The sequence below is a fragment of the Cellulomonas fimi genome, assembly GCF_012952065.1.
GTDB classification, from domain to species: domain Bacteria; phylum Actinomycetota; class Actinomycetes; order Actinomycetales; family Cellulomonadaceae; genus Pengzhenrongella; species Pengzhenrongella fimi_A.
This window is the reverse complement of record NZ_JABCJJ010000011.1, coordinates 12,363-37,004: the sequence shown is the minus strand read 5'-3', so window position 1 is coordinate 37,004 and position 24,642 is coordinate 12,363. Positions and strand designations below refer to the sequence as shown.

General features: G+C 73.8%; 24 protein-coding genes, 1 tRNA gene and 1 riboswitch. Of the genes, 11 read left to right on the top strand and 14 right to left on the bottom strand.

Annotated features, from left to right (window positions below; translation table 11 throughout):
• Nucleotides 1-61: 61 nt before the first annotated feature.
• Nucleotides 62-173: riboswitch (SAM riboswitch) on the bottom strand.
• Nucleotides 174-676: 503 nt separating this feature from the next.
• The 4 genes from HIR71_RS08855 to HIR71_RS16840 form a co-directional block, all read right to left on the bottom strand.
• On the bottom strand, nucleotides 677-1,915 hold the full coding sequence (locus tag HIR71_RS08855; protein WP_169324699.1) for a DUF4032 domain-containing protein: 1,239 nt from the start codon (nucleotides 1,913-1,915) through the stop codon (nucleotides 677-679).
• 76 nt (nucleotides 1,916-1,991) lie between these two features.
• A complete protein-coding gene (locus HIR71_RS08850) occupies nucleotides 1,992-3,122 on the bottom strand; it encodes an ABC transporter ATP-binding protein (RefSeq protein ID WP_169324698.1) in 1,131 nt (376 codons plus the stop codon).
• A gap of 130 nt (nucleotides 3,123-3,252) precedes the next feature.
• Nucleotides 3,253-4,059 carry a trehalose-phosphatase gene (otsB, locus tag HIR71_RS16845; RefSeq protein ID WP_311836192.1) on the bottom strand — a complete coding sequence of 269 codons (807 nt, stop codon included), beginning with the start codon at nucleotides 4,057-4,059 and terminating at the stop codon, nucleotides 3,253-3,255.
• Nucleotides 4,056-5,510, bottom strand: coding sequence for an alpha,alpha-trehalose-phosphate synthase (UDP-forming) (locus HIR71_RS16840; RefSeq protein ID WP_249051717.1), 1,455 nt, complete (start codon nucleotides 5,508-5,510; stop codon nucleotides 4,056-4,058). The genes otsB and HIR71_RS16840 overlap by 4 nt, the downstream gene beginning before the upstream one ends.
• A 159-nt stretch (nucleotides 5,511-5,669) precedes the next feature.
• Between HIR71_RS16840 and HIR71_RS08840 the strand changes: the two genes are divergently transcribed.
• The 3 genes from HIR71_RS08840 to HIR71_RS08830 all read left to right on the top strand — a co-directional run bounded on the left by HIR71_RS08840 (nucleotide 5,670) and on the right by HIR71_RS08830 (nucleotide 8,340).
• A complete protein-coding gene (locus HIR71_RS08840) occupies nucleotides 5,670-7,343 on the top strand; it encodes a serine/threonine-protein kinase (protein WP_169324697.1) in 1,674 nt (557 codons plus the stop codon).
• Nucleotides 7,344-7,504: 161 nt separating this feature from the next.
• Nucleotides 7,505-7,578: transfer RNA gene (locus HIR71_RS08835), tRNA-Thr, on the top strand.
• A gap of 246 nt (nucleotides 7,579-7,824) precedes the next feature.
• A complete protein-coding gene (locus HIR71_RS08830) occupies nucleotides 7,825-8,340 on the top strand; it encodes a hypothetical protein (protein ID WP_169324696.1) in 516 nt (171 codons plus the stop codon).
• Nucleotides 8,341-8,653: 313 nt separating this feature from the next.
• Here the strand turns inward: HIR71_RS08830 and HIR71_RS08825 are convergent, their stop codons facing one another.
• The gene (locus HIR71_RS08825) at nucleotides 8,654-9,367 is read right to left on the bottom strand and encodes a response regulator transcription factor (protein WP_169324695.1); all 714 of its coding nucleotides are present in this window, start codon (nucleotides 9,365-9,367) and stop codon (nucleotides 8,654-8,656) included.
• Nucleotides 9,368-9,458: 91 nt separating this feature from the next.
• On the opposite strand from HIR71_RS08825, the gene HIR71_RS08820 reads away from it, so the two are divergent.
• The 5 genes from HIR71_RS08820 to HIR71_RS08800 all read left to right on the top strand — a co-directional run bounded on the left by HIR71_RS08820 (nucleotide 9,459) and on the right by HIR71_RS08800 (nucleotide 13,330).
• Nucleotides 9,459-10,634 (top strand): sensor histidine kinase, encoded by a 1,176-nt coding sequence (locus HIR71_RS08820; RefSeq protein WP_169324694.1) that lies wholly within the window; start codon nucleotides 9,459-9,461, stop codon nucleotides 10,632-10,634.
• Nucleotides 10,635-10,885: 251 nt separating this feature from the next.
• The gene (locus HIR71_RS08815; protein WP_169324693.1) at nucleotides 10,886-11,335 is read left to right on the top strand and encodes a hypothetical protein; all 450 of its coding nucleotides are present in this window, start codon (nucleotides 10,886-10,888) and stop codon (nucleotides 11,333-11,335) included.
• A gap of 52 nt (nucleotides 11,336-11,387) precedes the next feature.
• Nucleotides 11,388-11,945, top strand: a complete 558-nt coding sequence (locus HIR71_RS08810; RefSeq protein ID WP_169324692.1) for a signal peptidase I — start codon at nucleotides 11,388-11,390, stop codon at nucleotides 11,943-11,945.
• Nucleotides 11,942-12,790 (top strand): hypothetical protein, encoded by an 849-nt coding sequence (locus HIR71_RS08805; protein ID WP_169324691.1) that lies wholly within the window; start codon nucleotides 11,942-11,944, stop codon nucleotides 12,788-12,790. Before HIR71_RS08810 ends, HIR71_RS08805 begins: the two co-directional genes overlap by 4 nt.
• A 138-nt stretch (nucleotides 12,791-12,928) precedes the next feature.
• Nucleotides 12,929-13,330, top strand: coding sequence for a hypothetical protein (locus HIR71_RS08800; protein ID WP_169324690.1), 402 nt, complete (start codon nucleotides 12,929-12,931; stop codon nucleotides 13,328-13,330).
• Nucleotides 13,331-13,334: 4 nt separating this feature from the next.
• On the opposite strand, the gene HIR71_RS08795 is transcribed toward HIR71_RS08800, so the two are convergent.
• Complete coding sequence (locus tag HIR71_RS08795; RefSeq protein WP_169324689.1) at nucleotides 13,335-14,156, bottom strand: SGNH/GDSL hydrolase family protein; 822 nt, start codon at nucleotides 14,154-14,156, stop codon at nucleotides 13,335-13,337.
• 100 nt (nucleotides 14,157-14,256) lie between these two features.
• A complete protein-coding gene (locus HIR71_RS08790) occupies nucleotides 14,257-14,934 on the bottom strand; it encodes a uracil-DNA glycosylase (RefSeq protein WP_169324688.1) in 678 nt (225 codons plus the stop codon).
• Nucleotides 14,935-15,062: 128 nt separating this feature from the next.
• Here HIR71_RS08790 and HIR71_RS08785 point away from each other — a divergent pair, with 128 nt between their 5' ends.
• Together HIR71_RS08785 and HIR71_RS17460 are read left to right on the top strand one after the other, a co-directional pair.
• Nucleotides 15,063-15,377 (top strand): DUF3263 domain-containing protein, encoded by a 315-nt coding sequence (locus HIR71_RS08785; RefSeq protein ID WP_169324687.1) that lies wholly within the window; start codon nucleotides 15,063-15,065, stop codon nucleotides 15,375-15,377.
• A 31-nt stretch (nucleotides 15,378-15,408) separates the two neighbouring features.
• Nucleotides 15,409-16,017, top strand: a complete 609-nt coding sequence (locus HIR71_RS17460) for a LytR C-terminal domain-containing protein (protein ID WP_169324686.1) — start codon at nucleotides 15,409-15,411, stop codon at nucleotides 16,015-16,017.
• On the opposite strand, the gene HIR71_RS08775 is transcribed toward HIR71_RS17460, so the two are convergent.
• On the bottom strand, nucleotides 16,005-17,519 hold the full coding sequence (locus HIR71_RS08775; RefSeq protein ID WP_169324685.1) for a glycoside hydrolase family 15 protein: 1,515 nt from the start codon (nucleotides 17,517-17,519) through the stop codon (nucleotides 16,005-16,007). The two genes, HIR71_RS17460 and HIR71_RS08775, sit on opposite strands and share 13 nt — an antisense overlap.
• A gap of 264 nt (nucleotides 17,520-17,783) precedes the next feature.
• Here HIR71_RS08775 and groL point away from each other — a divergent pair, with 264 nt between their 5' ends.
• A complete protein-coding gene (groL, locus tag HIR71_RS08770; protein ID WP_169324684.1) occupies nucleotides 17,784-19,412 on the top strand; it encodes a chaperonin GroEL in 1,629 nt (542 codons plus the stop codon).
• A 162-nt stretch (nucleotides 19,413-19,574) separates the two neighbouring features.
• On the opposite strand, the gene HIR71_RS08765 is transcribed toward groL, so the two are convergent.
• From HIR71_RS08765 to HIR71_RS08740, 6 genes are all read right to left on the bottom strand, one after another.
• Nucleotides 19,575-19,838 (bottom strand): DUF4031 domain-containing protein, encoded by a 264-nt coding sequence (locus HIR71_RS08765; protein WP_169324683.1) that lies wholly within the window; start codon nucleotides 19,836-19,838, stop codon nucleotides 19,575-19,577.
• A gap of 113 nt (nucleotides 19,839-19,951) precedes the next feature.
• Nucleotides 19,952-20,242: a WXG100 family type VII secretion target gene (locus HIR71_RS08760; RefSeq protein WP_169324682.1), complete on the bottom strand. Its 291-nt coding sequence runs from the start codon at nucleotides 20,240-20,242 to the stop codon at nucleotides 19,952-19,954.
• A 174-nt stretch (nucleotides 20,243-20,416) separates the two neighbouring features.
• Nucleotides 20,417-21,241 (bottom strand): HD domain-containing protein, encoded by an 825-nt coding sequence (locus HIR71_RS08755; RefSeq protein WP_169324681.1) that lies wholly within the window; start codon nucleotides 21,239-21,241, stop codon nucleotides 20,417-20,419.
• 42 nt (nucleotides 21,242-21,283) lie between these two features.
• Entirely contained in the window at nucleotides 21,284-22,969 is a 1,686-nt protein-coding gene (locus HIR71_RS08750; protein WP_311836191.1) for a sensor histidine kinase, read from the bottom strand.
• A complete protein-coding gene (locus HIR71_RS08745; protein ID WP_169324680.1) occupies nucleotides 22,966-23,715 on the bottom strand; it encodes a response regulator transcription factor in 750 nt (249 codons plus the stop codon). The genes HIR71_RS08750 and HIR71_RS08745 overlap by 4 nt, the downstream gene beginning before the upstream one ends.
• 142 nt (nucleotides 23,716-23,857) lie before the next feature.
• Complete coding sequence (locus tag HIR71_RS08740; protein WP_169324679.1) at nucleotides 23,858-24,577, bottom strand: PspA/IM30 family protein; 720 nt, start codon at nucleotides 24,575-24,577, stop codon at nucleotides 23,858-23,860.
• Nucleotides 24,578-24,642 lie beyond the last annotated feature (65 nt).

Here is a 24,642-nt window from a genome sequence, read left to right as displayed (position 1 = left end):
CGGTCGACCTGTCGGGCGACTCGGCCCCGTCGAGGTTCGCCGGACGGCACACCTGATGGGTACATCACGCTTGCCGCGTCCCTCAACGCGGCCAGGTCATCTCCCGGAGCACCCCGCCGTGACGTGGGGGTTGCTGACCAGCGAGCCGGGGCTTGGCGCTGGTACTCGTGACCTGCCGACAGGTATAGCACGGCGTCTCACGGTTCGGCGATCCACGTCTCAGCACGCGAGAGCCTGGGCGTGGCGCCGTTGACGGTCGCGGGCACCCGCGCCTACGGTCACGTCCCGTGAGCCCGCACCGAGCGCGCCGAGTCGCCCACCCGCAGCACGCCGCCACGCAACCCGCCGCCACGCAACCAGTCGCCTTCCGTGCGGCTGCGTCTGCCGCGCGCCGGTGTTGTCGCTGACCCCGCGTCGCCATCGCTGACCACCCGCTGACCACCCGGTCGGGCGGCCGGCACCGGGGCTCCGGCTCACACGCGGCCGGCTCCCCGGCTCACCTGCGGCTCCTCCCTCACCGTCCGGCCCGGACGGTCGAGCCGCAGGCGCCGTCTCCCGAACCGCAGCTGAGCTCGTTGCGTCCGCACTCCGTGGGGCCATGGCCCCACGGAGTGCGGACGTCCGCAAGGAGAGCGCAGCGAGTGCGGACGTCCGCGAGGTAGGGGGACCGGGCCGGTCAGGCCTCGTCGTCGGGCAGGCCGCTCGCGCCGAGCACGGCCAGCTCGTCGGGGCGGTGCCGCAGCACCTCCTGGACGTAGCTCTGGACCGCCTCGGGCAGCGGGACATCCCGCTGGTGCTCCTCGGAGATGAAGTAGCGGTGGTCGAGCAGCTCGTGGAAGATCTGCGCGGGCTCGAGCTTGCCGCGCAGCTCGCGGGGCACCGCACGGACGGCCGGCTCGAACACCTGCGTGAGCCAGTCGTGCGCGACGAACGACTCGTCCTCGTTCTGGCGGTCCGTCGCGGCCGCGTAGGCGTCGAGGTCGTTGAGCATCCGGCGCGCCTGGTTCTCCTCGACGTCGAGGCCGGTCAGGCGCATGAGACGACGCGAGTGGTGCCCCGCGTCGACCACCTTGGGCTGGATACGCACCGTGGTGCCGTCGATGTCGGTCGTGATGTCGAGCTCGCCGACGTCGAACCCGAGGTCGTTGAGCCGGTCGATGCGCGCCGCGACGCGCCAGCGCTCGGTGGCCGTGAACGACTCCTCGTCGGTGAGCGCCGTCCACAGGTCCTCGTAGCGCTCGACGAGCATCGTCCCGATCGCGACGGTGTCGGTGTCCTCCTCGAGGAGCTCGCCCGCGACGAGGTCCATCAGCTCACCGATGATGTTGACGCGCGCGACCTCGAGGTCGTACGCGCGCTGGCCGTCGCTGAGCGCCTGATGCAGGTCCCCCGTCTCGGCGTCGACCAGGTACGCCGCGAACGCCCCCGCATCCCGCCGGAACAGCGTGTTGGACAGCGAGACGTCGCCCCAGTAGAACCCGACGAGGTGGAGGCGGACGAGCAGCACGGCGAGCGCGTCGATGAGCCGGGTCGCGGTGTCCGGCTGGAGGACCTGGCTGAACACCGCGCGGTACGGCAGGGAGAACTGCAGGTGCTTGGTGATGAGCACGGCCTCAAGCGGCTCGCCCTCGGGTGAGCGCCGACCGGTGATCACCCCGACCGGCTCGACGCTCGGGACGTCGATGCGGCCGAGCTGTCGGAGCAGGTCGTACTCGCGGTAGGCGACGCTCTCCCCGATCTCCTTGACCGCGATGACCCGCCCGGACAGCTTGACGAACCGCACGACGTGGCGCGAGATGCCTCGGGGGAGCGCGGCGAGGACGTCGGTGGGCCAGTCCTCGAGCGGGACGTGCCACGGGAGGTCCAGCAGCGCCGGGTCCGGGGACGCCGCGGTGATCTGGAGGTTGTGCGCCATGGGCGGGTGCTCCTTCGTGGACGACGCGAGGGGCGGCCCGACGGTTGCTCGCCGGGCCGCCCCTCGCGCGTCGTCGTCAGACGGTGATGCGCTCGCCCGAGCCGGCGTGGAACAGGTGCTGCTCGCCCGGGCGGATCCGGACCCAGATCGTGTCACCCTTCAGGGGGACCTGACGCGGGTCGACGCGCACGATGACCTGCGCGTCACCGGCTCCGGAGTGGATCTGCTCCGCCTCCGCCCCCAGGGCCCGGCTGAGCGACCCGTACACGAAGGCGTCCGAGCCGAGCTCCTCGACGATGTTGACCTCGACCGGGATCGCGTCGGGCGTGCCCTGGGGCACGACGTCGAGCGACTCGGGGCGGAAGCCGACCACGATCGACTTGTTGTCGTCGGCGGCGAGCGAGTCCACCGCGGCGCGCGGGATCGCGATGTTGGTGCCGCCGAGCGACGCGTTGCCGTCCTTGACGTGGAACGTCCCGAGGTTCATCGCGGGCGAGCCGATGAAGCCGGCCACGAACACGTTCGCGGGGGTGTCGTACATGTCCCGCGGCGTGCCGACCTGCTGCAGCAGGCCGTCCTTGAGGACCGCGATCCGGTCGCCCATCGTCAGCGCCTCGGTCTGGTCGTGCGTCACGTAGACCGTGGTGACGCCCAGGCGACGCTGGAGCGACGCGATCTGGGTGCGGGTCTGGACCCGCAGCTTGGCGTCGAGGTTCGACAGGGGCTCGTCCATGAGGAACACCTGGGGCTGTCGCACGATGGCGCGGCCCATCGCGACGCGCTGGCGCTGACCGCCCGAGAGCGCCTTCGGCTTGCGGTCGAGGTACTCGCTGAGGTCGAGGATCTTGGCGGCCTCCTCGACGCGCTGCCGGATCTCCGCCTTGGGCTTGCCGGCGATCTTGAGCGCGAAGCCCATGTTGTCGGCGACCGTCATGTGCGGGTAGAGCGCGTAGTTCTGGAACACCATCGCGATGTCGCGGTCCTTGGGCTGCACGTCGGTGACGTCACGGTCACCGATCAGGATGCGCCCGGAGTTGACGTCCTCGAGCCCCGCGAGCATGCGGAGCGAGGTGGACTTGCCGCAGCCCGAGGGCCCGACGAGCACGAGGAACTCGCCGTCACCGACGTGGAGGTCGAGCGCGTCGACCGCAGGTCGCTCGGTCCCCGGGTAGACCCGGGTGGCCTTGTCGAACGTGACCGTAGCCATGATTGATACATCCCCTCACCGGCAGGTACGTGCCGGACGATCCGTCGTGAGCGGTGCCAGAGTGTCTTCGCTGACACGGTCCGCCGGCGTCCACGTCCGCGTGGGCGCCGGGCGATCCGCGCTCATCGTGTCACACGGCGAGCGCGTCGGCGAAGGATGCGAGCAGGTCGCAGAGCTCGGCGGGGTCGGCCGCCCGGAGCCGGGCCGCCGTTTCGCCCTCGCCGACCTTGATCGTGAGGTCCTCGGGGCCGAGCCGCGCGAACGCGTGCTCGTCCGTGACGTCGTCGCCGGCGTAGAGCACGACGGCGGGGCCCACCTCGTCGCGCAGCCGCACCAGGGCGTCGCCCTTGGTCACCGGGAGCACCGAGATCTCGACGACGTCCTTGCCGTGCAGGGCGTGCACGTCGAGCTCGGCCGCGAGGGCGAGGGCCTGCGCGGTGGCGGTCTCGGCGTCGTCGGCGCCGGCCATGCGGGTGTGCAGCACGGCGGCGGCCGGCTTGTGCTGGACCCAGACGCCCTCGCGCCCGCGGGCTGCGGCGGCCAGGCCCGCCCCGACCTGCGTGAGCAGGTCCGACTGCTCGGGGGACAGCTGGACGGGGTCACGCTCGAGCCCGTGCGGGCCGACGGTGCCGCGCTCCCCGCCGTGGCTGCCGACGAGAACGGTGCCGACCGGCGGGTCGGCGCGGCGGTGCAGGTCGACGATCGACCGCCCGGACACGAGGGCGAGCCGCACGTCGGGCGTCGTGCTGAGCCGGACCATGGCCGCGGCGCCGGCCGGCAGCGGGCGCGACTGGTCGGGGTCGTCGACCAGCGGCGCGAGCACCCCGTCGAAGTCGAGCCCGACGAGGAGCGGCCGGCGCCCGCGGTCGCGCGCCAGGTCGGTGAGCGCCGCCTCGAGCTCGTCACGGGCCGGGGCGACGGCGTCGGGCGTGCTCACGTGGCGCTCCCCGGGCCCGCGGTCCCGGACGGCCGGCTCGCCGCCGACGGTGGGGCGCCCGCGTGCGACGGCACCGACGCGAGAACCTCGAGGAACGAGCGGGACCAGGTCGCGACGTCGTCCTCGAGCACGCGGCGGCGCAGCCGGCGCATCCTCTTGCGCTGCTCGCGCGGGTCCATCTCGACCGCCGACACGATCCGGTCCTTCATCCCGTCGATGTCGTGCGGGTTGACCAGCACCGCACCGAGGAGCTCGTCGGCGGCTCCCGTGAACTCCGAGAGCACGAGGACGCCGCGCTCGTCGGTGCGCGCCGCCACGTACTCCTTGGCCACGAGGTTCATGCCGTCGCGGAGGGCGGTGACGAGCATGACGTCGGCCGCGAGGTAGAGCGCGGCCATCTCCTCGGGCCCGTACGAGTGGTGCAGGTACTGGATCGCCGCCTTGCCGAGGTGCGAGTACTCGCCGTTGATCCGCCCGACGAGCAGCTCGACGTCCTCGCGCAGCTGCTGGTAGGCGCCCACGTTCTCCCGGCTCGGGCTCGCGACCTGGATGAGCGTGACGTCCGGGACCTCGAGCCGGCCGTCCTGGAGGAGCTCGCCGAAGGCCTTGATGCGGTGCCGGATGCCCTTGGTGTAGTCGAGCCGGTCGACGCCGAGGAGCACGACCTTCGGGTCGCCGAGCTCCGCGCGGATCTCGCGGGCGCGGGCGACGACCTCCGGCGTGCGCGCGGTGGCGTCGACCTGCCGCGAGTCGATCGAGATGGGGAACGACGCCGCGCGGGCCTGGCGCGGCTCCTGGTCGTCGTCCGTGACCGTGATGACGTCCCCGCGGGTCGTGAGGTCGGTGAACCGGCGGACCGAGCGGACGAAGTTGGCGGCGTCGCTCACGCGCTGGAAGCCGAGGAGGTCGGCGCCGAGCAGGCCGTGGACCACCTGCGCGCGCCACGGCAGCTGCGCGAAGATCTCGAGCGGCGGGAACGGGATGTGGTGGAAGTACCCGATGCGCAGGTCCGGGCGCAGCTCGCGCAGCAGCGCGGGGACCAGCTGCAGCTGGTAGTCGTGCACCCAGACGGTGGCGCCGCGCGCGGCGTGCTCGGCCGCCTTCTCGGCGAACCTCCGGTTGACCTTGCGGTACGCGTCCCACCACTGGCGGTGGTACGTGGGGGGCGCGATGACGTCGTGGTACAGCGGCCACAGGGTGTCGTTCGAGAAGCCCTCGTAGTACAGCGCGATCTCGGACTCGCTCAGGGTGACCGGCACGAGCCGGACGCCGTCGTTGTCGAACGGCTCGTGCTCGACGTCCGGCGAGCCCGACCAGCCGACCCAGGCACCCTGCGCCCGCTGCATGACCGGCTCGAGCGCGGTGACGAGGCCACCGGGCGAGCGGGTCCAGGTCGTGCTCCCGTCCGTCCCGATCGTGACGTCCACCGGGAGCCGGTTGGCCACCATCATCAGGTCGTACCCGTCGCTGCTCACACATCTCCCCTTGACGTTTTCTTGAGGCTATCGTCACTCGCCGCGGGTTCGCAGGGTGGGCCGGGGGGTTTCCCGGCACGGATTCCGCCCGCGCCGCCGACGGCTCGCCGGGCGCGGCCGGGCTAGCGTGCCCTCATGGAGGGCTCAGAGCCGGCACCCGGCGTCGAGATCGGCGGGTACCGCATCGTCGCGCCGCTCGGCGCGGGCGGGATGGGCTCCGTCTACCGGGCGGTCGACGGGGGTGGCACCGAGGTCGCCTTCAAGCTGCTGCACGCGCACCTCGACGCCGACCCCGTGGCGCGCGACCGGCTCCGGCGGGAGGTCGCGGCGCTCCAGCGCCTGCGCCACCCCGCCGTCGCGGCCGTGCTCGACGCCGAGGTCGACTCGACCGAGGCGTTCCTCGTGACCGAGCTGATCGACGGCCGCAACCTCGAGGACCACGTCCGCGTCGCCGGCCCGCTGACCGGCTGGCCGCTGGCCCGGCTGGCGAGCGGGCTCCGGGACGCGCTCGAGGCGGTCCACGCCGCGGGACTCGTGCACCGCGACCTCAAGCCGAGCAACGTGCTGGTCACGCCCGACGGGCCCGTCCTCATCGACTTCGGCATCGCGCAGGCCGCCGACGACGCCCGCGTCACCTCGACCGGTCTCGTCGCCGGGACGCCGGGGTACCTCGCGCCCGAGCTGCTCGCGGACGGCGAGCCCGGTCCGCTGAGCGACTGGTGGGGGTGGGCCGCGGTGCTCGCCTTCGCCGCGACCGGCCGAGCGCCGTTCGGCACCCGTCCGGTGGATGCGGTGCTCGCGCGCTCGCAGGCCGGCGACGTCGACGTCGGCGGGCTCGGAGCCGTGACCGCCGGGGCGCTGCGCGCCGCCCTGGCGCCCGAGCCCGACCTGCGCGCGCTGCCCGACGACGTCGTCGCCGACCTCGAGGCGGCCGCCGAGCGGGGCGACGAGCCCGCGCCGACCGCGGTCCTCACGACCCGGGTCGCGCCGCCCGTGGTACCCCCGGCCGCGGCGTCCGGTGCCCCCGGGGCGGGGGTCGGGTCGACGCGCGTCCGCCCGTCGTGGGCGGGCAGCGGCACACCGGCGGGCGACGAGGACCCCCACGCCGACGCCGGCCTCGACGCCGCCGACGGGGCGGCGGGCGCGGGCCCGTACGACGAGCCGCCCGCGTACGTCTCCCCGCGGCCGCGGCGCCGGACCGGCACGGTCCTCGCCCTCGCGGTGCTGGCGACGGCGGGTGCGTCGCTGTACCCGGGCCTCACCCTGCTCGTGCTCGCCGCAGCACTCGTGCTGGCCCGCACGGTCGGGTCCGCCGCCGGCGCAATGCAGGCGCGCCGGGAGGCGCGTGGGGGCGCTGCCCGGTCGGACGTGGCCCGTGCCGTCGTGTCCAGCCCGTGGCACCTGGTGCGCGCGGTCGTCGGCCTGCTCCCGTCGCTGCTGGTCGGCGGGAGCGTCGTCGTGCTCGTTGGCGGTCTGCTCTGGTGGCTGCTGGGCACCGGGCAGGTCGTCGTCGACCCCGCGTCGTCAGGCCGTGGAGCGGGCCCGGACGGCTCGAACGCGCCGTGGGTCTACCCGGGGGTCCTCGCGCTCGCCATGCTCCTCGGGCTCGCGGTCGTGTGGTTCGGCCCGATGGCGACGCTCACCCGGGTCGGGGCGCGGCGGACCCTGGCCGCGGTGGCACCGGGGCTGGCGGGCGCCGGCGTCGTCGTCGTGCTGGCGCTCGCGGGCGCCGTGCTGCTCGCGGCGCTGGTCGCGTCCGGGCACCCCATCACGTGGACACCGCTGCCGGGGCCGCCGTCGTTCGCCTGAGCGGTCCTGGACCCAGGGCCGGGCGCGGACGCAGGTCCTGGGCGGGTCCCGGCAGGCGCTCGATCCACCGCCGTGCCCCGGCCTCGACCGCGAGGCGATCCCCGCCGCCCCCGATCGGTAGGCTGGGCGCCGCACCGCGGGCGGCTCGCCGTCCGCGGCTCGCCTCCTTAGCTCAGCTGGCCAGAGCACCTGTCTTGTAAACAGGGGGTCGTCGGTTCGAATCCGACAGGAGGCTCCGGTCGAAGGACTCGCTGGCTGATCCGTTCGCGGGGGCGGCGGTCACCTCGCCGGAGAGCCGAGCAGTGCTCGACGTGGCTGACTCTCGACGGGCCGCGGGGACCCGTGACGTCCGAACCCGCGCACGGGTAACGCGAAGCCCTTGTCGCGTCCCGGTCGGTCGCGTGGTCGCGAGTTCTGCCTCTCGCTGGTGGGGCCGGCGTGCCGGGTGCCGAGCCTGCCCGCACCCGGCACAATCCCGGGCATGACCACCACGCCGGGCGGGGAACCGGATCGGCGCACGCTCGAGCTGATCGAGGTGGAAGTCACCCGAGCGGGAGCCGCTCAGGAGAGGATCGAAGCGGCGATCGACCAGCTCGGCGGGGTCCTCGTGGGGTTCGCCGGGGTCATCACCGCGATCCTCCTGGCGCGGGGCGATCGCACGTCCGTACTCGCGGCCACCGCGACGTCGATCAGCGCCGTGCTAGGCGTGCGCGTCGTCCTGATGCGAGCGACGAGCACGACGGTCGACCCGGTGGACGCCACGCAGAAGTACATCGCACGCCGTCCGAGCGACGTGGCCCAAGCGCTGCTGGCGACGAATGTCAGGCTCCACGGCGAGCGGGAGCGCCGGCTTCGGAACAAGCGGCGCTGGTTCATCGCCGCAGCATGGGCCCTGATCGTGGGACTGGTGGTTCTGCTCGTCAGCGTTACGGTAGAGGTCTCGACCAGCGAGCCGGAACCCACGCCGTCGGCGTCGGTCACGGCTGGGAGGCGATGAACCATGGCGAGGCACCAGGCTCCCGCAGTGAGCGCGGAGCGAGCCGCGCGTGACGCCGGTGTCGCGTTCCTGGCCCAGTGGGCCGACCCGGACATCGTTGGTTCCCTCGAGGGGTCCCGTCGTGATGCTGACCGGGCTCGCCAGTGGATCATCGACAGCGTGGCGGCGTCAGGGACGCCCGCCTCCGCCGGGGAGGAGGAGCCGCTTCCTGGGAGGTCTGACAGCGCCCCGGCTGACGATCTCCCGACTGAGGCTGGCGCACGTGCGCATGAGCGGTTGGACCCCTGACTGCAGCCTCGGAGCGGCGAGCGGCTCAGACCCGTCCGGTCTCCTCGATGAGACGGAGCGCCGCGCTCACCCGCGGGTTGCGGGCCGGGTCCGCGTCGATCGCGAGGGTCGCGTAGATCGCGTTGATGTGGTTCTGCACGGACTTCTCGGTGATGGCGAGCCGCTCACCGATCCCGGCGTTCGAGAGCCCCTGGGCCAGCAGCCGGAGCACGGCGTACTGGCGGTCGGTGAGCCGCGCCACCGCGGAGCCGGCCCGCGGCGTCATGCGGTCGACCAGAGCGGGATCCAGCGTGGTCTCGCCGCGCGCGGCCGCGCGGACGGCCGTCACGAGCGCGCCCGAGCTGGTCGACGACGTCTTCGAGAGGTAGCTCCACCCGGACGCGACGTCGCTCGGCAGGTCGAGCAGCAGGTCCATCGCATCGTGCGCCGAGAGCAGCAGGATCCCCAGGCGGGGCCGGGCCCGGCGCAGCGTGACGCCGAGCGCGATCCCGTTCCCGTCGGGGAGGTCGATGTCGAGCACGACGACGTCGACCGCCCCCGGTCGCAGCGCGCGCGTCGCCTCGGCGACGGTCCCGACCGCGGCCACCACGTCGAGGCCGGGCTCGGACCCGAGGGTCAGCTCGAGCATGGTCCGGAACAGGGGCTGGTCCTCGACGATCCCGAGGCGGACGGGTGAGGCGTCCGCGCGAGGATCGGCGGGCGCGGTCGGCGTGGGACGGACGGGGCTCTGGTTCGGCATCCCTCGCAGTATGACTGCCCCCGGGTGCCTGTCACACTGGCCCGGCCGGGGCGTGTTCTGCCCCCGGGGGGCCATGCACCTGGGAGGGGCGATGCGCGACACCCGGCACGACGTCGTGGGTGACCGTCGCGCCCTGCTCCTCGGCGCGGGCGTCGTCTGCGCGCTGTTCGCCGTCGGGGCCGCCGCGCAGACGGCGTGGGTGTACGGGCAGGTGCTCCCGGACGGCCCAGGTGCCCCGTTCCTCGACCGGCTCCTCGCGAACGCCGTGGCCGTCGTCGTCGACCTCGTGGTGCTCGTGGCGCTCCGTACGGAGGTGCGACGCCGGGCATGGGAGCGCGGCAGCGCACTCCTGGTGGCGGCCGTCGTGGCCGCAGGGGCGCGCGTCGCGGTGCAGCTCGCGGTCGGCGTCCACGAGCCGGCCGCGACCCGCGAGGTCCTCGTGGAACTGGTGAGCGGCCTCCTCGCCGCCGGCGCCGCCAACGTGCTCGGGCTCGCGCTCCTCACGTCCAGGCAGCGCCTCCGCCGCCAGGTGCTGGCGACGGCTGCCAGCAGGACGCAGATCCGGCTCGCCCTCGACGCCCTCCAGCACGAGGAGGTGCGGGTTCGCCGTGAGGTCGCTGAGGGCCTGCACGGCAGCCTGCAGCAGCGCCTCGTGATCGTGACCGCGCGCGTCCAGGCGCTCGCCGACCGCCTGAGCGACGGGCCCGCGACACCCGCGGACGTCGCCGAGCTCCGCGCGGTCGCCCGGACGCTCGAGCAGGCGCGCGAGGGCGACGTGCGCGAGATGAGCCGGATGCTGTACCCGGAGGGGCTCGAGGTCGGGATGGTCCCGGCGGTACGCAGCCTGCTCGGGCGGCTGCCCGCGTCGATCGCGACCCGCCTCGTGGTCGCCGACCCGGTCCGCCGGCTCGACGACCCGGCGTCGCCGGCGCTGTCGAGGTCCGAGCGGCTCCTGGCCGTGCGGATCGTCGAGGAGGGCGTCACGAACGCCCTGCGCCACGGCGGCGCCGGCAGCCTCGAGGTGACGCTCGGGCTCGAGCGGGGGGGTCTTCGCCTCACCGTCCGCGACGACGGCGTGGGGCTCGACCCCGAGCGCGCCGCCGAGCCGTCCGGGACCGCGCGGCTCGGGGACCGGCTCGAGCTCGTCGGCGGGTCCCTCGAGCTGCGGCCAGGATCGCCGGGCGGAGCGGTGCTCACCGCGTGGCTCCCCGTCACGGCGGACGCCGAGGACGGCGTCACAGCGGGTGTCACGGCCGCGGGACGTTAGCCCGGGCGGGTGACTGCGGTGTGTGTGACGTGGACCTCCGCCCCTCAGGTTTCGTCCCTTCTGGGCAGGTTCGCGGGCCGGGCAAACCGGGCACTCGCGGCCGAGAGGGTGCTGACACCCAAGTCACGCCGGCGTCACGACACCCGTCCCCCGTACGTTGCGCGACGGCTCGACACCTCGGGCTGCTCAGGGTTCGCACGAGGGTGCGCGCCCCGCCGCCCGCTCGGGCGCGTACCTCGGGAGAAGAGAGCATGGCAACGAAGAAGTCCTCCACCACTCGCAAGGGCCTGGCCTTCGGCCTCGCGTTCGTCGGCATCGCGGGGCTGTCGCTGGCGTCCGCTGCGCAGCTCAACCTCACCGGCCCGACCGCCGGCACGCTGCAGGCCGGCTCGACCGCCGTCGTCAACGGTGACTGCCAGACGACTGCGATCCCCGTGACGTTCGCGGCGCCCGTGCGGGTCGGCGCGGCCTACAAGTCGGCGCAGATCGACCTCTCGGGAATCCAGGCAGCCTGCTCGGGCAAGAGCTACAAGGTCTCGGTACTGACCGCGGCCAACCAGCCCGTCGTCCCGGAGAAGGCGGGCACGGTCGCCGCCGTGGTGGCGCCGGCGACGACCTCGTCGCTCTTCGTCGACATCTCGGGCCTCGACACGGCCCAGGTCGACAGCATCAAGCAGGTCTCGCTCACCATCTACAGCTGACGCGACGCGTCCGCTCGAGCACGCCATCACGATCGACCACGCACCTCACCGGGTGCGGCCGGACGCCGGCGCGGGACTCCCGCGCCGGCTCCGTGGCGTGCTCGGGAACGCGGTCCTCGTGGTCGCGGCGCTGGTCGCCGGGTGGCTGCTCTGGCCGTCGAGCCTCGGGGGCTGCACCACCCTGACGATCGTGTCGGGGCAGTCGATGGAGCCGACGTACTCGACGGGCGACCTCGTCGTGTCGCGGTGCGGCGAGCCCCGGGTGGGCGACGTCATGGTCTACCAGCCGGGGTCGACGGGTGGCGCGCGCATCATCCACCGCGTGATCGGAGGCGACGAGGCGTCCGGCTGGGAGCTCCAGGGCGACAACAACGACTTCGTGGACCCGTTCACGCCGCGCGGCGAGGAGGTGCTCGGCACCGCACGCCTGCACCTGCCCCGGGTGGGGATCGCCGCGGCGGCGCTCACGAGCCCGGTCGTCTGGCTCTCGGTCATCGCGCTCGCGGTCGCGCTCCTGGTCTGGCCGCGCCGTGACGAGGCCGACGACGATGCTCCCGACGTCACAGCCGCGGACGACGGCCCGACCACCACCCGAGCGGAGGAGCCGTGAGGAGCGTGGCGGTCGCCGTCGTGCTGCTGGTCGCCGCGCTCCTCCTGCCGAGCGGCGCGAGCGCGGCCCAGCTCACCCTCGCGGGGCGCCCGTCGTTCAGCGCCTCGACGGTCACGCGCTGCGACGACGCGGTGGCCGCCACGACGCCCACGACCTCGGGCACGACGACGTCGGTCGTGCTGAGCGGCATCGACGCGGCCTGCGCGGGACGTCCCGTCGTCGTGCGCGTGTGGGACCCGGCCGCGGCTGCCACGAGCCCCGCGCGACTGACCGCGCAGGGCACGGTCCCTGCGGCGGGCGGGTCCGTCACGCTGACCGGGTCCCCGGGCTTCCGGCCGGAGGCGGACCTGCGCGCGAACGTGGTGCTCGGTGCGTGGCCCGTCCCCGCGACGTGGACCTACGGTCCGCCGCCCCTCGGCACGTGCCGGCCGGTCGACCCCGCCGTGACCGCGACGTGCGAGGTCGTCCTCGACGGGTGGGCGGGGTACCTCTACTGGGGCAGCGGGTACCGGGTCAGGCTCGTGGTGCGGACCAGCTCCCCGACGCCGTTCGTGTGGGAGGCCACGATCGACCTGTCCGCGACCGGCATCCCCACGCCGGCGGGGCAGGAGGCCTTCCCCGGCTGGCCGGTGCCCGGGACAGTCTGGCAGGCACCCTGGTACCCGTCGCGGTTCACCAGCGAGAACCTGTGCTTCGTCTCGACGGGGACGGAGCTGCCCGTCCTGCGGTTCCGGGGCGAGCGCACCTGGAGCCGGACGGTGTCCGCGTCGGCGCCGGTCTCGTCGCTGGGGATCCAGGCGCAGTCGTCGGGCGGCTCGACCATCGACTCCCAGCGGTGCGGCTGAGCGGCGCCCTGGCGTTCGGGTGACCGGCTCGCCTCGGCGACCCCACTCCTCACACGCCCCTGACCGCCGCCGATCTGGACGTCAGGTGCTCCGCGGCGGGATCGATCCCGTGGCGGGGATGAGGAGATCACCGTGGCGATGGATCGCACACATGTCTGGGGCCGGCGTCTGCTGTCCGGCGCGTTCGTCGCGCTGGCCGCGCTCGGGTTCCGGTATGCCGTGACAGGCGACGAGGTCGACCTGCTCGCCGGTGCGGCTGCGCTCGACCGCGTCGACTGCACGGTCGACGACCTCTCCGTCGAGTACTCCGTCGACTACGTGGCCGAGCTCGGCGGCTACGGCGTCAGCGCCGCGCGCGTCTCCGCCCCCGAGGACTGCCGGGGCGCGACCGTGAGCGTCACCTTCACCGGCGCCGAGGGTCGGGCGCTGGGCCGCGCGACGGGGGTCGTGCGCGAGGCGCCGACCGTGCTGCACCTGCACGACGGCGGTCAGGTGCCCGCTGCGGACATCGAGGGGCTCGCGGTGGTCCTGCTGGGCTGACGGCTCAGTCGACGGGGCGTGGCTCGGGCCGCTTGGGCACGCGCAGGTCGCCCGACGAGCGGCCCTGGAGTCGCCGCGTCGCCCACGGGTACACGTGCGTGCGCAACCACTCGGCGTCCTTCTGGGCCTGCTGGAGCCGGGGGACGCGCGGCAGGGGGGTCAGCGGGTCGTCCCACGCGACGTCGTCGGGCACCAGGCCCAGCGCGACGAGCGCCGCCTGGGCGACGCGGTCGTGGCCGTCGGTCGTCAGGTGGATCCGGTCGTCCGCCCACATGCGCCAGTCACGCAGCGAGCGCATGCCCCACAGGTCGAGGACGTGCGCGCCGTGCCGACGGGCGATCGACCAGAGGTGCGCGTTGTAGACGCCGACGCGGCCGCGCGTGCGGCGGACGATCGGGCTGTCGCGCGTGTCGACCCCCGTGCCGAGCAGCACGTCGACGCCGGCTCCGCGCAGCCGCTCCACCGCGGTCTCGAGCGACCCGGCCATCGCGTCGAGGTCGACGGCGGGGCGCAGGATGTCGTTGCCGCCACCGATCAGCGAGACCAGGTCGGGACGCAGCTCGAGGGCCGCGGGCACCTGGTCCGCGAGGATCGGCCGCAGCAGCCGACCACGGATCGCGAGGTTCGCGTACTCGAGCGGCGGCAGCCCCGCCGTCGTGCGTCGGAGCGAGAGGCGCGCGGCGAGGATGTCCGCCCAGCCGCGGCACCGGGTGGCGTCCTCGGGGTCGGGGTCCCACAGGCCCTCGGTGAACGAGTCGCCCAGGGCGATGTAGCGGGTCCAGCGGGGGGGATCGGCGGTCTCACCGGCAGGTTGCGTCGCGGTCACGGCCCCATTCTGCGCGAGTTGTCGCACGTCGCGTGAGTCGGGGGCGTCACGTGGTCCTGACAGGTGGGCCGCGCTCAGGAGATCGGCGACGGGCACGAGGTCAGGGCAGGGTCCAGTCGATCGAGGCGGCGCCCTGGGCGGCCAGGTGCGCGTCGACGCGCGAGAACGGTCGCGAGCCGAAGAACCCGCGGTGCGCGGACAGCGGGCTCGGGTGCACGCTCGCGACGATCGGCGTCGACCTCAGCGCCGGGGCGAGCGCCTGCGCGTCACGCCCCCACAGCACCGCGACGAGCGGGCCGCCGCGATCCACGAGCGCGGCGATCGCGCGGTCCGTCACGGCCTCCCACCCCCGGCCGCGGTGCGAGCCGCTGGCGCCCGGCCGCACGGTGAGGACGCGGTTGAGCAGCATCACGCCGCGGTCGGCCCAGGGTGACAGGTCGCCGCTCGACGGGGTGGGGAGGCCGACGTCGGCGCTCAGCTCGGTGAAGATGTTCGCCAGCGAGCGCGGCACGGGCCGGACGTCCGGCTGGACCGAGAAGGACAGGCCCATCGGATGACCTGGCGTCGGGTAGGGGTCCTGCCCGACGACGAGCACGCGGACGTCCGCGAGCGGTCGGGCGAACACCCGGAGCACGGCGTCGCCGGCCGGCAGGTAGCCCTGACCGGCCGCGACCTCGGCGCGCAGGAAGTCGCCGAGGGCGCGGAGCTGCGGCTCGACGGGTGCGAGCGCAGCGGCCCAGTCGGGTGCCACGAGATCGGCGAGGGGTGCGCGGTCCACGCCCGGGACAGTACCGGCAGGGGCCCGGCCCGCCGCGGGGGAATGACACCGGTGTTGTTCGTCCGTACGATGGCCGGAGCCCGCAAACGGCGACGAGGCCCGACGGGTCCGGTGAGCGAGGAGGACGCATGGAAGCCACGGCGACGAGGGCACGTGAGCAGCCACGTGAGCAGCAGGGCGCGACGATCGGGCAGCAGCTCTCCGAGCGCGACCAGCAGGTGCTCGCCTTCGAGCGTCAGTGGTGGAAGTACGCGGGCGCCAAGGAGCAGGCGGTGCGCGAGCTCTTCGACATGTCGGCCACCCGGTACTACCAGGTCCTCAACGCCCTCATCGACTCCCCGGCCGCTCTCGCGCACGACCCGATGCTGGTGAAGCGGCTGCGCCGCATGCGCGCGTCGCGGCAGCGTGCGCGCAGCGCCCGGCGCCTGGGTGTCGACGCCTGAGACCCGTTCCGGACGGGCTAGCCTGTCCGCCGTGAGCAAGGCCCCCTACCCGTACGCGCCCGACGAGTTCGACCTCGTCGAGCCCGGTTCCGGACCCCGGGGGGTGCACCGCGCGCCGCGCTCCGGGTGGAGCAAGGCGTGGCCGTTCCTGCTCGTGCTGGTGGTCGTGCCGGTGCTCGCGTACGGCGCGGTCTCGTCCTGGCTCGAGCTTCGCGCCGCGGACCCGCCAGCGACGGCGTCGACCGAGAGCAGCGCACCCGCGCAGACGCCTGCGGAGACTCCGGCCGAGAGCGCCGCCCCGGAGGAGACCACGGCACCGCCGCCCCCTCCGCCGCCTGTCGAGACGCCGGAGCCTGAGCCCGAGCCCGACCTCGGCACCGCCGTCGTCGTCTACAACTCCACGTCGCGCTCCGGTCTGGCCGCCTCGGCGGCCGGGGTCCTCGAGGACGCCGGGTGGGAGGCCGTGAGCGCGGCCAACTACACGGGCGGGACACTACCCTCGTCGACCGTCCGGTACGGGTCGTCCGAGCTCGAGGTCACCGCGCGCGCCGCGGCCGCGGAGCTCGGGATCGACACGGTCGAGCTCGACGGCGACGTCGACGGCATCGAGGTCGTGCTCGAGAACGACTACACGCCGTGACGCTCGAGCTCGGCCACCGCGAGCACGACGCTCGCGGCGCTCCACGACAGGGGCGCGACGGCCGCGGGTGAGCCGTCCGCCAGCACCTTCTCCGGGATCGCGCCCGACGGCGTCCGGTGCGAGTCGATCCACGTCAGCCACCCGCGCGCCGCGTCCGTGTCCCCGACCGTGGCGGCCGTGAGCGCGTAGAGCGACGTCTGGGGGGTCCACGAGATGCCGTCGTCCTTCCACCCCGCGCCAGGGGCGAGACCGCCCGCCGGCCGCGCCATCTCGGCCGCGGACGCGCGCCAGGCGTCGAGGGCGCCCGTGAGCGGTGTCGGTTGGAAGGGGGGCAGGAGGAACGCGCTCGCGGCGTCGCGCTCGCGGCCGTCGGTGTACCGCGCGAAGCGTGGCGCGAACTCGCGCTCGATCGCGGCGCGGAGCTGCGCGGCGCGCTCGGCGGTGGCCTCGGCGGCCCGGGCCGCGTCGGCGGCGGCGGTCGGGGTGCCGCCCGCCGCGAGGACGCCGTACAGCCTGCCCGCCGCCTCGAGCCCGCTCAGCAGGGGCGCCGCGGTGCCGAGCGTCACGCGGGACTCGCCCACCTCCCAGTAGTCGCTCGACGGCGGCGGCAAGGTCCCGCGCCGGTCCGTGAGCTCGAGCGCGCGGGCGGTCGAGCGGTCGACGAGGGGGCGCAGGCGCCGCACGGCGTCGGCCTGGTCACCCGGGTCGAGCTGACGCACCACGTTGTCCGTCGCCCACAGCACCCATCCGGTCCCGTCGGTCTGGATGCCGCGGTCGTCCGGCGGGCCCGAGCCGTCGGGCAGGTAGCGCGCCTCGAACGAGCCGTCTCGGTGCTGGACGCGCCGCAGGAAGCCGAGGACGTCGAGCGCCTCCTCCGTGTGCCCCGTGGTGGCGAGCGCCGCGGCGACGAACGCGGCATCGCGCGGCCAGACGTACCGCCAGCGTGCGGACCAGCCGGCCACCGAGGCGCCGTCGTCGAGCAGGAGGGCACGGATGTCGAGCAGCGCGTCGCGCACCATGTCGCCGTAGGGGCCACCCTCCCCGGGGATCGTGCCGGCGTCGAGCCAGGCCTGCGTCTCGGCCGCGAGGGCGCGCGCCTCCGCCTGTGCGGCGGGGTCGTCGGGACCGGGATCCAGGACCCGGCTGCCCGCGAGGTAGGGCGGGGTCGATCCGGTCGCGACGAGTTCGGGGGCGCCGTCGGGACCCAGGCCGATCCCGTTGGAGTACAGGCGGATGTAGGCGGGCTCGCCGGCGTTCGCCAGCGGCGAGCGCGGGTCGGTCAGGAGGAAGGGGTACGCCATCATCGTGAGCGTGACCGCTGCGGTCACCGCTCGGCGGCCCCAGCGACCGCGGCGCGGCCGACGCGGGAGCCGTCCGGTGCCCGACGACGCCGGGCCGGCCGCGTCGTCGGGCGCAGCCGGGTGCGGCTCGTCGGGGGAGCCGGGAGCGGGGGCCGGGCCGGGCTCGGACCCCGTGTCGACCTCGCGGGTCGGGACGTTCATCGCGACAGGGTATGCGGCGCGTTCCACCCGCAGCGAAACGCGACGGACGCCCGCGCGTGGAGGGGGTGCGCGGGCCGGCCGACGCTTGCACTCGCCACCCCAGAGTGCTAACCATGGGGTTAGCACTCTTCACCTGAGAGTGACAGAATCATCGGGCCGACCGGTGAGGTGCGGGCAGGGACGGGACATGACCGTCGCTCCCCGAGCCGTCCGTCGCGGGCATCAGCCGGCCCACCACCAGCCACAGCGGAGGAACACACACCGATGGCCAAGATCATCGCCTTCGACGAGGAGGCCCGTCGCGGCATGGAGCGGGGCATGAATGCCCTTGCTGACGCCGTGAAGGTCACGCTCGGCCCGAAGGGCCGCAACGTCGTGCTCGACAAGAAGTGGGGCGCCCCCACCATCACCAACGATGGTGTGAGCATCGCCAAGGAGATCGAGCTGGAGGAGCCGTTCGAGAAGATCGGCGCCGAGCTCGTCAAGGAGGTCGCCAAGAAGACGGACGACGTCGCGGGAGACGGCACCACCACCGCCACCGTGCTCGCCCAGGCGCTCGTCAAGGAGGGCCTGCGCAACGTCGCCGCCGGCGCCAACCCGATCGCCCTCAAGCGGGGCATCGAGAAGGCCGTCGAGGCCGTCACCGAGCAGCTGCTCAAGGCCGCGAAGGACATCGAGACCAAGGAAGAGATCGCCGCGACCGCGGGCATCTCGGCCGGTGACCCGGCGATCGGGAACCTGATCGCCGAGGCCATGGACAAGGTCGGCAAGGAAGGCGTCATCACGGTCGAGGAGTCCAACGCTCTCGGCCTGGAGCTCGAGCTGACCGAGGGCATGCGCTTCGACAAGGGCTTCCTCGCCGGCTACTTCGTCACCGACCCGGAGCGCCAGGAGGCCGTCCTCGAGGACGCCTACGTGCTCCTCGTCGAGTCGAAGATCTCCACGGTGAAGGACCTGCTGCCGCTCCTGGAGAAGGTCATCCAGGCCGGCAAGCCGCTCATCATCATCGCCGAGGACGTCGACGGCGAGGCCCTGGCCACGCTCGTCGTGAACAAGATCCGCGGCACGTTCCGCTCGGTCGCCGTCAAGGCGCCCGGCTTCGGCGACCGCCGCAAGGCGATGCTGCAGGACATGGCGATCCTCACGGGTGGTCAGGTCGTCTCGGAGACCGTCGGCCTCAAGCTCGACACGGTCGGCCTCGAGGTGCTCGGCACCGCGCGCAAGGTCGTCGTGACGAAGGACGAGACCACGATCGTCGAGGGCGGCGGCGACGCCGACCAGATCGCCGGTCGCGTGAGCCAGATCCGTGCCGAGATCGAGAACTCGGACTCGGACTACGACCGCGAGAAGCTCCAGGAGCGCCTCGCCAAGCTGGCCGGCGGCGTCGCCGTCATCAAGGCCGGTGCGGCGACCGAGGTCGAGCTCAAGGAGCGCAAGCACCGTATCGAGGACGCGGTGCGCAACGCCAAGGCGGCCGTCGAGGAGGGCATCGTCGCCGGTGGTGGCGTGGCGCTCATCCAGGCCGGCAAGCTGGCGTTCGCCGACCTCGTGCTCGAGGGCGACGAGGCGACCGGTGCGCGGATCGTGCAGCTCGCGATCGACGCCCCGCTCAAGCAGATCGCCATCAACGCCGGGCTCGAGGGCGGCGTCGTGGCGGAGCGCGTGCGCTCCCTCCCGGTGGGTCACGGCCTGAACGCCGCGACCGGCGACTACGAGGACCTGCTGGCCGCGGGCATCAACGACCCGGTCAAGGTGACGCGCTCGGCGCTGCAGAACGCAGCCTCGATCGCGGCGCTGTTCCTCACGACCGAGGCGGTCATCGCCGACAAGCCGGAGAAGTCGGCCCCGATGGGCGGCGGCGACGGCGGCGGCATGGGCGGCATGGACTTCTGATCGACTGATCAGGGGTTCGCCCCCAGCACGACGACGCACGACGGCGGGCCGGTCACCTCTCGGGTGGCCGGCCCGCCGTGCTGCGTGGGTGGTTGCTGGCGTGACGACGGTCCTCGACCAGCGACGATGGTCCCCGCTGACGGCTTGCCGCACGAGCCTGCGTCAGCGGTCGCGGGCGAGGACGCGGAGGCCCGAGGCGCGCAGCCGGCGCACGAGCTCGCGGGTGTCGACAGGCACGGCGCCGAGCTCGACGAGGCGGTCGTGCTGCTCGTCAGGGACGTCGTAGTGGTCGCGGTCGAACCCTCGGGCAGGGATCCCCGCCGCCGCGGCGAACGCGTGCAGCTCCTCGAGCGACGTGTCGCTCACGAGGTGGCTCCACAGCCGCCCGTGCCGGGGCCACAGCGGAGGGTCGACCAGAACAGCCATCCCCCGAGGCTAGCCACAGGCCTTCTCGACGTCGCTGCCACCGAGCCCGGGCACCGGACCGGACGCGGCCTCGAGGGGCCCACGACCGCCACCGCCGCATCGGGAGCCGGCGCTCAGCGGCCGAAGAGTCGCGCCGCCTGCGCCTCGGCGTCCGCGTAGGTCGACGCGGCGGCGCCGAGGGCTGCCGTGATCTGGTCCAGCGACTGCTCGACCCGTGTCTGGGTCGCGGCCCAGTCGGCGATCACGGACCCGAACGCCGTCGCCGCACCGCCGCGCCAGCTGTCCTGGAGCTCGTTGAGGTGCCGCATCATCGCCGCGACCTCGCTGCGGATGGCCGCTGTCGATCCCCGGACCGCGGCTGCCGCGTTCGCGACCTGGGTGCTGTCGACCTCGTACCTGCTCATCGTTCCTCCGTCGTCGTCGAGGAAGGCGACGCTAGGTGTCCGACCCGGCCGCGCGACGTCGGGCACTGTGGCGCTGGGGAGGGGGCGCGACCGACGGCGGCCTGGGGGCGGGTGCTCGACGCCGCCCCGCAGCGTGAGGCCGCAGGACCTCGCGCGGGCTTGCGGTCGACCCGATCAGGCGGACGGCGCGCCCTGGTGGTCCCGGCGATCCGACGCTCCGTCACCGTCGTGCGCGGCCCCGTCGCCCGGGGGCGGCTCGGGCGCCGCCCCGTCGCCCGGGAGCGGCTCGGGCGAGGTCTCGCCCGACTGCTCGATGGCGAGGAGCTCCTTCTGCAGTCGCTGGAGCTCGGCGGAGACGTTCTGCCGTGCGGGCTCCTCCCACGCGGCACCGAGGGGGCTCAGGAAGAGCGCCGAGCGCCCGAGCAGCTTGGTGAGGATCCGGATCCGCGCGCGCACGTAGTGCTCGAGGGGCAGGTGCGAGTACTCCGCGCGGACGTCGCGCAGGTACGCCTTGTAGCGCTGGGGCTCGCTCGCCAGCACGCCCAGATCGGCGTCGCAGAGCACCGCGCAGTCGAAGTCGCTCGGGTCGGACGCGTGCCGACGCAGCGCGATCACGAGGTCGTGCACCCGCTGGGCCCGGTCCTCGGGCACGCCGAGCCCGACCAGCTCGGCCCGTGCGAGCTCGGCGCTCGCGACCTCGTCCTCCCCACCGCGGTTGGCGTACGCCGCAGTGTCGGCCGCGTCGAAGATCGCGCCGTGGTACCACGCGGCCAGTCGGACGACCTCGGGCTGGTGGGTCTCCTCGGCCAGCTCGTCGACCCGCGCGAGCACGTCCGCGAGGTGCTTCAGGTCGTGGAAGTGCCGACCGGGCCCGGACCACCGCTCGATCAGCCGCTCACCGACTCCGCGGATCTCGTCGGGCGACGCGGTCGCCCCCGCGCCGACGCAGGTGCGTACCCACGCGGACACCAACCACTGCGGCGCGTCGATGACGCCCATGGCCTTCCCTCACCAGATCTCCGAACAGGCGGGCAAAGACCGTCATCCTAGCCTGGAGCCGGCTGGACGGTGCGGGGGTGGTGGTTGCGCGACGCCGTCGGCCGGTCGGGTCGTTGGAGCAGCGGGTGGGGCACCAGGTGGAGCAGCAGGTGGAGCAGCAGGTGGGGCGGCGGGCGGGGCAGCAGGTGGGGTCGTCGCGGCGCCGCTGCGGTCCGGGCCGGTGTCGGGTGACGGGCCGACCGGGGTCGCGAGCGGCAGGCTCACCCGCACGGTCGTGCCGCCGCCCGGGGTCGGCGCGACCTCGACGGTCCCCCGGTGGGCGCCCACGATCGCCGCGACGATCGCCATCCCCAGGCCCGCGCCGCCGCCTGTCTCCCGTGTGCGCGAGTGGTCCACGCGGTAGAACCGCTCGAACACGCGAGCGGCGTGCTCGGGGCTGATCCCGGGTCCGTGGTCGCGGACCTCCAGCACCGCCACGCTGCTGACTCCACCCGCGTCCGCGCCGTCGCCCGCCCCCGTTGCGTCCGCCACGCCCACGGCCACCTCGACGGCCGTGCCCGACGGCGTGTGCTGGGCGACGTTGCCCGTCAGGTTCGCGAGCACCTGCCGGAGCCTGTCCTCGTCGCCGAGCACGACGACGGGCGTCACCGGCCTTCCCGCGACCAGTGACTCGAGCCGGATCGGGCGGCCGGCGTCGAGCGCGTGGAGGTCGCTCACGGCGTCGGCGGCGAGCACCGTCAGGTCGACCGGCTCGGAGCGCAGCGGGCGGCCGTCGTCGAGACGGGCGAGGTGCAGGAGGTCCTCGACCAGGCGGCCCATCCGGTGCGCGGAGTCCTCGATCCGGCGCAGGGTGTCGTCGACCTCGGGCTTCGTGGTCACGGCACCCATCCGGTAGAGCTCGCCGTAGCCACGGATGGTCGCGAGCGGCGTCCGGAGCTCGTGCGAGGCGTCGGCGACGAACTGCCGCATGCGCTCCTCGGACGCGGCCCGCGCGGCGAACGCCTGCTCGATCTGGGCGAGCATCGAGTTGAGCGCGGCCCCGAGCCGGCCGACCTCCGTGGTCCCGGGCGCGGTCGGCACCCGCCGGGACAGGTCGCCGGCGGCGATCGTCGCGGCGGTCTCCTCGATCTCGCGGAGGGGTCGCAGGGACCGCCGGACCGCGAGGTGCCCGGCCACGGCGCCGAGCGCCACGACCGCGATCCCGATCCCGAGCAGCGCCCAGCGCATCTGCGCCATGGTGGCGTCGGCGGCCGTGAGCGGGAGGGCGACGGCCACCGACCCGAGCAGCGACTGCGCGTTGACGAGCCCGAGCTCGACGACGCGCCACCGCGTGCGCCCGTCGGCGCTGCGGACGGTGAACGGCTCGCCGCGCAGCGCGGAGACCTCGCGGGTGGTGAGCGTGGGGAGGTCCGGGGCGGCCCCGGCCTGCACGGAGGCGACCGTGTGGAACACCTGGACGACGCTCCCGTCGGCCGTCGCGACCTGGATGTAGTAGTCGCTCGGGCGACGGTCGCCACGCAGCAGCCGCTCCGAGCCGTCCCACGCCTGCTGGGCCGCCTGGGCTGCGGAGGCACCCAGCTGGGCGTCGATCTGGTCGACCAGGGACCGCCCGAGCAGGGTCAGCGTGGTGACGCCGGCGAGCCCGAGGCCGAGCACGAGCAGTGCCGTGATGATCGCGACCATGCGGGCGCGCAGCGGCAGGCCGCCGACGCGCTCGGACACGCTCACGCGGACCCCGGGGGCAGCCGCAGCACGTACCCGACCCCTCGCTTCGTGTGGATGAGAGGGGCCGGCGGTGCGTCGTCGGGGTCGGCGTCGGCGGACCTGGTGTCGATCTTGCGCCGCAGGTACGAGATGTAGGACTCGACGATGTTCGCGTCGCCGCCCCAGTCGTACTGCCAGACGTGGTCGAGGATCTGCGTCTTCGACAGCACGCGGCCGGCGTTGAGCATGAGGTAGCGCAGCAGCTTGAACTCGGTGGGGGAGAGCTCGATCGTCCGACCGGCGCGGCGGACCTCGTGGCTGTCGTCGTCGAGCTCGAGGTCGGCGTAGCGCAGGGTCGCGTCGTCGGCGTCGTCCGGCGATGCGCCGGTGCGGCGGAGCACCGCGCGGATCCGGGCGACCACCTCCTCGAGGCTGAACGGCTTCGTGACGTAGTCGTCACCGCCGACCGTGAGGCCGGTGACCTTGTCGGACGTGTCGTCGCGCGCCGTGAGGAAGACGACCGGCACGTGCTGGCCCTTCTCCCGCAGTCGGCGCGTCAGGGTGAAGCCGTCCATGTCCGGCAGCATGACGTCGAGCACGACGAGGTCCGGGTCGAGGTCGCGCACGAGCTTGATGGCGCTCGTGCCGTCCCCCGCCGCGTGCACCTCGAAGCCCGCGAACCGCAGCGACGTCGCGAGCAGCTCGCGGATGTTGGGCTCGTCGTCGACGACGACGAGCCGCGCCTCGGGCCGGGTGGTCGCGCTCCTCATGAGCACAGTGTGAGCACGAAGGCTGAGACTTCGCTGGGAGCCGCCTGCAGACCCGCGGCGCCCACAACCACCCGCAACGTCCGCACTCCGTGGGGCCCTGGCCCCACGGAGTGCGGACGTTGCGGTGGTGCTGTGGTGAGGGTCAGGCGTTGCCGCTCTTCAGGGCGGCGAGCCGCGCCTCGACCTCGACGTCGACCGAGTGGTCCTCGAGCTCCTCGAACTGCGCGTCGAGGGTCGACGCCGCGAGCTCGGCCTGGCCCGCGACGCGGGCCTCCTCGCGGCGCACCTTCTCCTCGAAGCGGGCGACCTCGCTCGTCGGGTCGAGCACGTTGATCGACCCGACGGCGTCCTGGACCTTCGACTGCGCCTCGGCGCTCTTGGCGCGCGCGACGAGCGTGTCGCGGCGGCGCTTGAGGTCCTGGAGCTTGTCCTTCATGTTCGCGAGCCCGGACTTGAGCTTCTCGACCGTCTCGTTCTGCGAGGCGATGATCGGCTCGGCGTCCTTGGCCTCCTGCTCGAAGCCGATCTGCTTGGAGAGCGCGACCTTCGCCAGATTGTCGAACTTGTCGGCGTCGGCGGTGTTGCCCTCGGCGCGCAGCGCGTCGGCCCGGCGCGAGGCCGCGACCGCCTTGTTCGCCCAGTCCTGGGCCGCGGCCACGTCGGCGGCGTGGTCCTGCTCGGCGAGCCGCACGTTCCCGATCGTCTGGGCGATGGCGCTCTCGGCCTCGACGATGCTGTTCGTGTAGTCGCGGATGAGCTGGTCGAGCATCTTCTGCGGGTCCTCGGCGCGGTCCAGCATCGCGTTGATGTTGGCGCGGGTGAGCTGGCTGATGCGTCCCAGGATCGTCTGCTTCTCGGTCATGGTGGTACCTGAACCTTCCGTCGTCGTGCCGGGCCTTGTGCAGAGTCTGCGTCGAGCCGCAGCCT